An 11,119-nucleotide genomic window follows, 5' to 3' on the forward strand; every position below is an offset into this window, starting at 1 on the left:
ATGAGTACATCAGACACCCTCACTGAGCTGCCATCACAGGCCAAAGAGGCGGGTCAGGATCAGGTTCCGCGCCGCCACTGGATTGCCTTGATCGGCGGGCTGATTGGTGCCTTCATGGCTATTTTAGATATCCAGATCACCAACTCTTCGCTAAAAGATATTCAGGGCGCTCTGTCAGCTACTCTGGACGAAAGCTCATGGATCTCAACCTCTTATCTGGTCGCAGAAATGATTGCGATCCCATTGAGCGGCTGGCTATCCATGGCATTGGGAAAACGTCGCTATCTTACGTGGACAACAGTGATCTTTACCCTGTCTTCACTACTGTGCTCCATATCGTGGAACATGACTTCCATGATCATGTTCAGAGCGCTGCAAGGCTTTAGTGGCGGGGCATTGATCCCGCTGGCATTTTCACTGGTCGTACAGTTGCTGCCAATCCATAAGCGGGCGATAGGTATGGCTATGTTCGGGGTTACTGCCACCTTTGCCCCGTCTATTGGTCCAACGCTCGGCGGCTGGCTAACAGAAAACTTATCCTGGCACTACATTTTCTACATCAATATCCCGCCGGCGATCTTGCTGATCACCATGGTGCGTTATGGACTGGACGATGAACCATTGAATATCCAAAGCCTGCTAAAAGCTGACTGGATAGGGATTGCCACCATGGCACTGGGACTTGGCTGTCTGGAAGTCGTACTGGAAGACGGTAACCGCGAGGAATGGTTTAGCTCTGACTTTATCGTCACACTGTCAATCATTTCGGCCGTCAGCCTGGTGTATTTTGTGATCAATGAGCTGCAGCACAAAAAGCCGCTGGTCAATTTGCGTCTGCTTAAAAACGGACAGTTCGCCATGTCTTGCCTGGCCTATCTGATCCTGGGCATGGCCCTGCTCGGCTCGATATATGTGCTGCCGCTCTACCTGACACAGATCCAACACTACAACGCACTGGAAATCGGCGAGGTCCTGATGTGGATGGGCTTCCCACAGCTCTTGATTTTTCCGCTGGTACCGAAACTGACGAATATTATCAAGCCCAAATACCTGGTGACTTTTGGCTTCGTAATGTTCGGACTCAGCTGCTATGTCAACACCCACATGAGCGTTGATTATGGCGGGCAACAGCTGATTTTTTCGATGTTGCTTCGTGCTATCGGCAGCCCTTTTATCATGGTGCCATTGTCACTGGTCGCCATGCAGGGGATCAGCAAGGCAGACACACCGGATGCCTCGACACTGACCAATGTGATGCGAAATCTCGGTGGTGCCTTCAGTATCGCAATCATCGCAACGATGCTCGACAACAAAACTCGCGAACATCTCGCACATATCAAAGAATCGATCCCAAGCGTCAGCTCCAATGCCTGGCAACAACTGTTGCAACAGAGTAGTTACTTTGTCCAGGCAGGTAGCGACTCTGGCACGGCCATGGTACAAGCCCAGGCATCCCTGGTGGCAACCATGCAGCGTGACGCCGCCATCATGGCCTATAACGACGCCTTTCTAATGATGAGTGCCTTTTTGGCATTAGCCGCCGTCCTTATGCTTGGCTCAAAGAGCTAAGCATCAACTCCTCCCAAATGTACACCAGTGAAGCCTGTAGTCATATTGTCATGTCTTTTTCAAACAGGCCTCACTGGCTGCCAGGCTGGCATCCCCTTATAGATAAAAGCGGCAACAACCAAAGGTCATTGCCGCTCAATTGCAACGTCACAGGTTGTCTATGTTTTACGCCGTTGCTAATTGCGGTGCCATCGCCTTAGGTTTCCGCTGTGCCAGTACTACACCAGCCAATACCATACCACCGCCGATGTAATGATAGGCGGCAAGATGTTCACTCAGTATCACACTCGCGATGCCGGCCGTAAACACTGGCATCAAGTTCATAAACATCGCCGTACGGTCCGCCCCTAAACGCTGGATTCCTTGCATCCAGCACCAAGGCGCAATCACCGATGCCGGAATTGCCGCGTATATGATCAACGGCAGTGACTCGGCCGTGATTGCAACCCGCTCGCTGCCCATCAGCAAGGGAACAAGCATCAATACCGCCAATACACCTTGAACATAAACAGACTGCCAGATACTCAGTGGCATCTGCCAGCGCTTTAACAGCACGCAATATAACGCGTAGACAAACGCCGCCAACAACAGCAGGGCATCACCAATAGTGATCCCTTGCGCTGCCAGATTACTGATGTCGCCATGGCTCAGCATCAAAACCAACCCGGCCAAGGATAAAACGGCACCAACAATGGCCAGCGGCAATAAGCGTTGTCCCAACAGTGGCACACTGAGAAACATGCTGATAAGCGGCACTAACGATATGATTAATGCCATATTGGTAGCCGTCGTCGTTTCTGCTGCAAAGTAGCCCAGTGACTGGTTCAACACCATGCCCAGTAGCGCCAGAAAAGCTAGCTTGGGAATATAAGGCCGTATAGTTGACCAATTGCGCCACACCGATCTCAGAACAAACGGGGTAAGAACCAACATAGCGACAAACCAGCGGTAAAAAGATATAGCACCCGGATCGATAACGCTAAACGAAAGCTTGTTAACAATGGCATTCCCTGCCCAAATTGAAACGGTAAGTAAAGGAAATAAGTAGAACATGGTCTGCCTCTAGATTTTTTTCTAGTTGTAATTGGATGAATCATTATTCATGTACGTCATAGTGTGGCAGGTCATCTTTGATATAAATATCTCCAAAAAGACATCATAACTCTATTGTCAGACATTTAGGGGAATTCTCCGTACCACTAACTTAAACTCTTTCCTTCCTCAATCGTTAAACTTGTCACAAAACATTGAATTTAAACAATTATAAAGTTTTCAGGCTGTATATCTTGATAATCATTCCTAACGAGAAAGAGTGATCTGTCTACGAGGAAAAGAAAGTAAGCGGTTAACTAAACACCACAAAAAAAGCCGCTTACGCGGCTTTTCTACTCTCTGACTACAATGACTGACAAAAGTCAGGCAATTGGCAACAGAATCTAGTCACTTGGTGAAATAAACAATGTCTTGGCTAGGCGAGCAAGATTATAGGCATCTACATAACCAGAGTGCTGGCGTCCTTCCCACTCAACACCCGCCATGTCCATCGCAGCACGCTGACCACAACGTTTATTGTTGACATGACGCTGCAAGCGAAACAAGGTGGCTAAGTTTAAGTACTCATTAAATGGAACCTTGAGCCCTTTCTCTTTGCACTCGGCGCGCAGGATCAGATCATCACGCCCCCAAGCGGCATAAATCTTATGACGGCCACCAAACTTCTGCTCGATAGACTTCAAAATCGTTGCCAATGGCTTACCGTTTTTGGCTATCACTTCGGGCTTAATACCTGTCAGTTCGGTACAAAACGGAGAAATCTCATCATGCTCCGGCTTCACATAATGCTGTGCGCGACGAACAATCTCACCGGTTACCAGATCCAGCTCGGCAACACCGATCTCGATAATCTCTCCAGTTCTCGACTCCCGACCATCATTCCAACAACACATTTCGAGGTCAAAGCAGACAATACGATTAAAATTCATTACTTTTCCGGCACAACGCTAAAACTGGGCAGGAAGGATACCATCTGGGACCCAACAGCAACACCCTCACCTCATCAGCAATCCTGATCACACCCAAAAAGCAAAATAGTTCATCTCTACATTTCTAAGTGGGATAAATATCACACCAGTTCAATTAAACCTCAAAAGAAACATGTCAAATGTCATATTTGCACTAAAAGGCATACATCTTTGCACAGTAATTATGAGAGCAATTACATGCAGCCAAATAGAAAACTGCTTCCAAGATTACATTTTTATGTCAGTTATATTAAAGCCATTTGTAACGACTTTAAAAAGCGAACAGTTAGCATTTTTTTAACACTGAGCAACTGATATCACTATCAGTAAAATCAAACCCGCGTCACAATTTTTCTTGATGCTTAATGGCAGTACAATCCGTTTTTGTGAGTCACTATGAATATATTTTATTCGCCCCACCATTTAGAGTATTGACTCTAAAAGAATTTAATTCTAAAAAACAAAAATATTAAGAATAAAATAAAATCACCACACAACAAGAAAAATCATTCATCAGGCCTATAAGAAAACACCAAAGGCATAAGCTAAGTATTCATAAAAAATATAAATAATCACAAGTAAAAATTACCTTTACAAACTCATGAAAAATGTTTTCACGATAAAAACAAAACCCACAAATAAAATATCACACTGAATAATTAAACTGGAAACGAGAAATAAAAAACAACAAGTAAAAATAATTAAAAAATAAAACAATCAATTTTAAAAAGAAAGAATAGAACGTAAAAAGCAAACGTTATATTAAATTAACCACTCAACAAAACAAAAGGTGAAAGTTTTTATTTCATCAATAGTGGTATTTTGTTGAATTATATTTAAAAATAATTTTATGTGATATGGTTATCAATATCAACAACAACTAGAACGTGGCTTGGCAGGCTGCCTCCACACCAACAAGAGTTCATAATAAACACTTAAAAATCAACACTTTAGAAAGTTTGATATTATTAAAACAATAGAATACCAGCCAACAAGGCTGACTTTTAACCAATATAAAACCCAATAATTTTTTAAATTATCAATTGCGTTATAGAAAAAAACATGTACTTTAATAAGCCAATATCTTGAGCTAACAAGTTGTGCTTTTAGATATCACTGTAAAACTTGCTAATTGTTGAATCCCTGTTCCCTTTGAACAGTTATAAAAACAAATTTAACCCTGTCTTCATGACAGGGTTTTTTTTACCCTCAGAAAAACTCACAACTTTAATAAAACACCTAATCATCACTTGAAAATAATATTCACAGCCTAAATTAATTATTTTTTGCAAACGTTTGCCTGAGCCATACGTCACGATTTTTAAAAGCAAATATGCACTTTACACGAAATAACTTGTGCAAGATTTTCCAAATGATTAATGTTTGTCGCCGCGGAACATACACAATCTCTTACAAGGATTTTATAATGAAAAAAACAATTATCGCAGTGGCATTAACTTCTCTAATCTCTGGCGCAGCACAGGCAGCAACAGTCTACAAAGCAGACAATGGCGACAACGTCAAAGTCTACGGTGGTGCAGAAGTTGGCGGTACATTCGTCTCTGATACTGACAAAACTCCTTTTGGTCCAGATACAACTTTTGTTGATGACTCTTTCGCTACTATCGGTCTTAAAGGTCAGACTGGCGACTTCTACGCGAAGTTTGAACTTGACGGCGAACGTCAGGACTGGACTAAAGATAACAACATGCGCATCATCATCGATAAAGCATATGTTGGTTACAACGTAACTAAAGGTCACTCCATTGAGTTCGGCCGTACTGATACTGCATACGACCACGTTGACGCATTCGGTGACGTAACTAACGAACTAGGTCTTGGTATCTCTGAAGCTGGTGACCAGGACAGCACCTTCAAGTACCGCGGTAAGTTCGGTAACGTGAAAGTGGGAATCTCTCACTCTCTTGAAGGTTGGGATGGCAAGACTGATGACTTCGGTCACCCAGTGAAGTACAGCTACGAAACAGATTCACTGTTCGGCCAAGTAACAAATGGTTACATCGGCTACTACGGCGATACTTTCACAGTAATTGCTGGTGCTGAAGAAGGTGACGAAACATCTATCTACTCACTACACGGTGAGCTTGAACTAGGTAAATTCACTCTTGCCGGTCTGGTATTCGATGAAACCAAAAACTTCGATAAAGGCTCAGATACAAACGAAGTGGGTGTAAACCTGGGTGGTAAGTACGCAATGACAGAAAAACTAAACCTGCTTGCTAACGTTAACTACTCTGACTCTGACGCATTTGCAGAAGAAGCATACTTTGGTGTTGTTGGTGCTGAATACCGCTACGCATCAAACGTAAAACTGGCTGCTGAAGTTGCATTCGGTGACGTGCTTAAAGGTGCGAAAGATGCAAACAAGAAGAAGACAACTGAATCAGGTGCTCTAGCCTACCTAATGGCTTACTACTGGTTCTAATGTAACTCGATACATCTAGAACAACTAGAGAGCTGATCTTTCGTCCCTTGATTGGCTCTCTCTTTTCTTCCCCCCCTCTTCAAATAAGGCGTCTCATGAAAAAGATCGTTTTATCGGCACTCGCACTTGCGGTTGCAACCGGATGCACAGCCCAAAATTCTGCCCAGGAACCAGCACATGAGTGGGTTCAGGGTCAAGAATATAACCTAACCATTCTTCATACCAATGATAACCACGGCAACTTCTGGCAGAACAAATACGGCGAACGCGGTATGGCTGCCCGTGCCACACTAATCAATGAAATTCGCGCTGAAGTTCAAGCAGAAGGCGGTTCTGTCCTTCTTCTATCAGGCGGTGATATCAACACAGGTGTGCCAGAGTCAGATCTGCAAGATGCAGAGCCAGATTTCATTGGTATGAACATGCTAGGTTACGATGCAATGGCTGTCGGTAACCATGAATTTGACAACCCGCTTGATGTACTTGCCAAGCAGGAAGGCTGGGCTGAATTCCCATTCCTTGCTGCTAACATCTACAAAGATGGCAAGCGTATGTTCGATGCGTACAAAATCTTTAACAAACAAGGCATTAAAATCGCTGTTATTGGTTTGACAACCGAAGATACAGCCAAGATCGGTAACCCTGAATATATCGACGGTGTTGAGTTCAAAGATCCAAAAGAAGAAGCCAAGCAAGTTATTGCCGAGCTTAAGAGCAAGCACAACCCAGATGTGATCATTGCAGCAACGCACATGGGCCACTATCAAGATGGCCAGCACGGTTCGAACGCAGCGGGTGATGTGAAGCTTGCTCGTTACCTGAACGAAGGCGATCTTGACATGATTGTAGGCGGTCACTCGCAAGAGCCTGTTTGCATGGAAGGTCCGAACATGTACAACAAGAACTTCCACCCGGGTGACGCGTGCCAGCCGGATCAGCAGAACGGCACCTGGATTGTTCAGGCGCACGAGTGGGGTAAATACGTTGGCCGTGCTGACTACACCTTCAAAAACGGTGAGTTCGCATTAAAATCATACGATCTTATTCCAGTTAACCTGAAGAAGAAAATCAAGGTTGACGGCAAGAAAGTTCGCGTCTTCATCCAAGACGAGATCCCGCAAGACAAGGCTGTTTTCGATACCCTGAAGCCATTCCAGGACAAAGGCCAGGCCGCACTTAACGTGAAGATTGGTACGTCGAACGGTGATCTGGTTGGTGAGCGTAAGATCGTACGTAACAACCAGACTAACCTTGGTCGTTTAATCGCAACGGCTCACAAAGAGCGTGCCAAAGCAGACTTCGCTGTTATGAACTCCGGTGGTGTTCGCGCCTCTATCGCTGGCGGTGATATCACCTACAAAGATGTTCTGACGGTACAGCCATTCGGCAACATCGTGACTTATGTTGATATGACAGGTGCCGAAGTTCAGGACTACCTGAATGTTGTTGGTACCAAGTCTAAAGATTCAGGCGCCTATGCTCAGTTCTCCGGTATTACCATGACAGTAAACGGCGACAAAGTGACTGACGTGAAGATTGACGGTAAAGCACTGAACGTAAAAGACACTTACCGCTTCACCATTCCTTCCTTCAATGCTGCTGGCGGTGACGGCTACCCGAACATCACTCAGCATCCGGCATTTGTGAACACTGGCTATGTTGACGCAGAAGTACTGAAAGATTTCATCGAATCGAAAGGTAATGTTGACGTAACTGAATTCCAGCCAAACGACGAAATTGTCTACAAATAATAATGATATGTCGCCCTGTTAGGGATAACAGGGCTTCTTTAGGGTGAAAATCATGAAAAAATCCATTCTAGCACTATCCATTGGTGCTGCAGTTTCATGCAGTGCACAGGCAGAAGTGTTAATCACAGAGCTTGTTGAAAACGGCAACAATAAAGCGGTAGAAATTTATAATTCAGGTTCCGAGTCTGTTGACCTATCAGCTTATACGCTTGTACAGCTTAATAACCAAAATAAGAAATTGTCAGAAAAGCGTACAACGCTTTCTGGTACGTTGGCGTCAAAAGATGTATTTGTTGTTGCTCACACAGATCTCGCTGGCAAGCTTAATGATGGAACTGTCGATCTGCCACTAGGTCTTGCATTCAACGGGGCAGATGGCGATACCGTTATTCTAGAAAAAGATGGTGAACAAATTGACATCGTCGGCTTTAAAAAAGTAGACGACAATAGTGTTAAGGATGTTTTTGAAAACTCTTCACTGCAGCGTCTAAATGCTGATACAGCTAAGCCGACCATGACCTTTAACGCTGCTGAGTGGGAGGATGCCGGTCAGGGTGTCTACACAGGTCTTGGTAAGGGAGTTATCACAGAACCAACCCCACCAGAAAATATTGTTAAATCAACCATTCAGGAAATCCAAGGCGATAGCTGGAATTCTACGATTGACGGCATTGATACATCAAAGAAAATATATGAATCAACAAATTACCACGAAGTAACTGGTGTAGTTACCGCTATTCAGAAAACAGCCCTTAAAAATGAAAAATACACCGATCTTAATGTCGGTTTCTTCATGCAGGCACCTAGCGATAACAATGCACTGACTTCCGACGGTATCTTTGTTGAAACAAGCAAAATCACAGATATCGCAGTTGGCGATGAAGTCACTGTTGTTGCAAAAGTCAAAGAAGACTACAACTGGACAAAACTCGTCGGTGCTTATTCAGTAACCAAAACAGATTCGGCAAATTCTGTTCTGGCAGCGACCCCCTTACGCGTCCTTGATTCAAACGAAAACTTTGATTTCACGCTGGAACGCCATGAAGGCATGCTGGTTAAATTCGACAAAGAATCTGACATGCGCGTCTCACGCACTTTTGGTTTCAACCATTACCCATTTAAACGTAACAACATGGTGGTGTCTAATGGTCAGGTAAACCTGCACCCTAACCAGAACAATGCTCCTGTTGTCCATGATGATGCTACTGACACAGCTCCAGAACGACAGACCGATAGCAACGAAGAGAAGCGCATTGTTGTTGAGTCTTTCGAGAAAGTATCCAAAGGTACTCATATTCCTTGGTACCCAGACTTTGGCTCAGACAGTGCTGTACCAATGCCTGACGGAACAACAACAACCGATGATTACGTACGTATTGGTGATGTACTTGATGGAATTGAGGGTGTTATTGGATACTCATATTATGATTTCCGTTTCTATGTCACAAACACGGTGACAAAAGATAACTTCGCCCGTGATAAATCACAGCGCACATCAGAACCAAAACTAAAAGAAGGCGGTGAACTACGTATCGCTACTTTCAACGTGTTGAACTATTTCAACTCACCGTTTGGTGGTGATTGTAACCCAACAGACCCAAGCGATAGAGATTCAGTAAAAGATCAAGCATGTAGTAACCGTGGCGCTCCATCTCTTGAAGAGTTCGAACTGCAGGGTGACAAAATTGCTCGTGCTATCATTGCTATCGATGCAGACATTGTCGGTCTGATGGAAATCGAAAATAATGGCTTTGGAGAAAACTCAGCAGTCGCGCATCTTGTTAATAAAATCAACGCCCTTATTGACGATGAGAAAGAACATTACTCATATGTTGTTGGCAGTGACAGCGATAAGTATGTAGGTACTGATGCGATTGCAAGTCAGGTTATCTTCAAAGCAAGCAAAGCTTCGCTAGATACCTATCGTTTAATTGAAATGCCTGAACAACACGCGCCTGCTACTACAGGTGAAAGCGGAAATAACTACCAGCGTGATACCATCACACCAACATTTAGCATCAAAGGCACAGATGAGAAAGTCACGGTTGCTGTTAACCACTTCAAGTCAAAAGGCTCTAAGTGTTGGGAAGATGCGGCACCTGTTGCTGAAGGCGGTCAAGCTGGTAAAGATCCTGACAAGCAGGGGTCTTGTGAGAACTTCCGTGTATCAGCGGCATATCACTTAGGTCAAGAGCTAAACAAGATCGACGGTTACAAGCTAATCCTTGGTGACTTGAACTCTTACGGTAACGAAGACCCAATCATGGTTCTGACTAACAGTGACAATGCACCTGAAGGTCATGTAATCAAAGCCGCTCGTAATACTTATATCGGTGGTGATGAGAATGCACTGGGTACACCACTTCATGGTGATGAAGGAGCGGTAATTAACGACTCTTATGGCTATGTAAATATTATTCGCCAAATTCACCCTGATTCATACAGCTACTCTTACAACGATGAAGTCGGCACTCTTGACTACATCCTGGTGACGCCTGAGCTGGTAAACAAAGTTGTCGATGCCACCGACTGGAATATTAACGCTGGCGAATCAACGCTGTTTGAATACGAAAATGAAAACAATTGCCTAGATGGCAAATGTTCATCTCGCTTCTCCGATCTATACCGTGCTTCTGACCATGATCCAGCGGTTATCGATCTGAAGTTTAGTGATAATGTCGATCCTGAGCCGCCAGTAATCACTCCACCAACAGAGCCTAAGAACCCGCCGGCAGATCTTCCGGAAGTTCCAGCTGCCCCTGTTGCCGGTGAGCCAATCAAGGTTATGTTCGATTTGACTAACATCGGTGGCGTTGCGCTACATGAAGGTGACAAGGCCGTACTGAACATTGAAAAGATTAGCTCTTTCAAAGCCGCTGTTGCTGGTGCGGATACTAGCTCTGTAACCCTGACTAAGACAATTATCGAGCAAGGTTGGGTTGAGCTTAAAGGTGAAGTTACTGACGCTGGTGAATTCAAGATGACAAAACAAATCATCGATGGAGTAACAGGTCAACCAACCTATACCTCTCAAGAAGAGACTATCAAAGTGACTGAAGGTAAGACTCAGGCAGTTGATCCAAACCCAGGCCACAACCATGGTGGTTCAACAGGTCTATTTGGTCTGCTGTCACTACTAGGTCTTGGTTTCTTCCGTCGCAAGATGAACAAGTAACCTTGGTCTAATCGAGTAGGAGGAGGCCTCACGGCCTCCGTCCTCTCACACCACCGTACAAGCGTGGGTCGCATACGGCGGTTCCGAATATACTTTTAGTGACTCATACCCATTTCGCAACGAGTACAGACCCAACTCCTCGAACCATTTTGTTGGC

Annotated in this window: 6 protein-coding genes and 1 pseudogene; 4 read left to right on the forward strand and 3 right to left on the reverse strand. The window is 44.5% G+C overall.

The window, feature by feature from the left end; translation table 11 throughout:
- The gene (locus EIZ48_RS24720; RefSeq protein ID WP_160657626.1) at positions 1-1,569 is read left to right on the forward strand and encodes a DHA2 family efflux MFS transporter permease subunit; all 1,569 of its coding nucleotides are present in this window, start codon (positions 1-3) and stop codon (positions 1,567-1,569) included.
- A gap of 165 nt (positions 1,570-1,734) precedes the next feature.
- Here the strand turns inward: EIZ48_RS24720 and EIZ48_RS24725 are convergent, their stop codons facing one another.
- Positions 1,735-2,622, reverse strand: a complete 888-nt coding sequence (locus tag EIZ48_RS24725; protein WP_160657627.1) for a DMT family transporter — start codon at positions 2,620-2,622, stop codon at positions 1,735-1,737.
- Positions 2,623-3,005: 383 nt separating this feature from the next.
- A complete protein-coding gene (locus EIZ48_RS24730; protein WP_160657628.1) occupies positions 3,006-3,551 on the reverse strand; it encodes a 3'-5' exonuclease in 546 nt (181 codons plus the stop codon).
- A gap of 1,465 nt (positions 3,552-5,016) precedes the next feature.
- Between EIZ48_RS24730 and EIZ48_RS24735 the strand changes: the two genes are divergently transcribed.
- The 3 genes from EIZ48_RS24735 (at position 5,017) to EIZ48_RS24745 (ending at position 10,962) form a co-directional block, all read left to right on the forward strand.
- Positions 5,017-6,036 carry a porin gene (locus EIZ48_RS24735; RefSeq protein ID WP_160657630.1) on the forward strand — a complete coding sequence of 340 codons (1,020 nt, stop codon included), beginning with the start codon at positions 5,017-5,019 and terminating at the stop codon, positions 6,034-6,036.
- A gap of 95 nt (positions 6,037-6,131) precedes the next feature.
- Positions 6,132-7,787, forward strand: a complete 1,656-nt coding sequence (gene ushA / locus EIZ48_RS24740; protein WP_160657631.1) for a bifunctional UDP-sugar hydrolase/5'-nucleotidase UshA — start codon at positions 6,132-6,134, stop codon at positions 7,785-7,787.
- A gap of 52 nt (positions 7,788-7,839) precedes the next feature.
- Positions 7,840-10,962: an ExeM/NucH family extracellular endonuclease gene (locus tag EIZ48_RS24745; RefSeq protein WP_160657633.1), complete on the forward strand. Its 3,123-nt coding sequence runs from the start codon at positions 7,840-7,842 to the stop codon at positions 10,960-10,962.
- Between the two features lie 45 nt (positions 10,963-11,007).
- Here the strand turns inward: EIZ48_RS24745 and EIZ48_RS29985 are convergent.
- Positions 11,008-11,119: pseudogene (locus EIZ48_RS29985) on the reverse strand (group II intron maturase-specific domain-containing protein); the annotation flags it as partial.

Source organism: Photobacterium alginatilyticum (assembly GCF_009910675.1).
In the GTDB taxonomy this organism is placed as follows: domain Bacteria; phylum Pseudomonadota; class Gammaproteobacteria; order Enterobacterales; family Vibrionaceae; genus Photobacterium; species Photobacterium alginatilyticum.

Coding starts and splice junctions, on each gene's coding strand:
- EIZ48_RS24720 (WP_160657626.1), top strand. CDS start 1: ATGAGTACATCAGACACCCTCACTGAGCTGCCATCACAGGCCAAAGAG.
- EIZ48_RS24725 (WP_160657627.1), bottom strand. CDS start 2,622: ATGTTCTACTTATTTCCTTTACTTACCGTTTCAATTTGGGCAGGGAAT.
- EIZ48_RS24730 (WP_160657628.1), bottom strand. CDS start 3,551: ATGAATTTTAATCGTATTGTCTGCTTTGACCTCGAAATGTGTTGTTGG.
- EIZ48_RS24735 (WP_160657630.1), top strand. CDS start 5,017: ATGAAAAAAACAATTATCGCAGTGGCATTAACTTCTCTAATCTCTGGC.
- ushA (WP_160657631.1), top strand. CDS start 6,132: ATGAAAAAGATCGTTTTATCGGCACTCGCACTTGCGGTTGCAACCGGA.
- EIZ48_RS24745 (WP_160657633.1), top strand. CDS start 7,840: ATGAAAAAATCCATTCTAGCACTATCCATTGGTGCTGCAGTTTCATGC.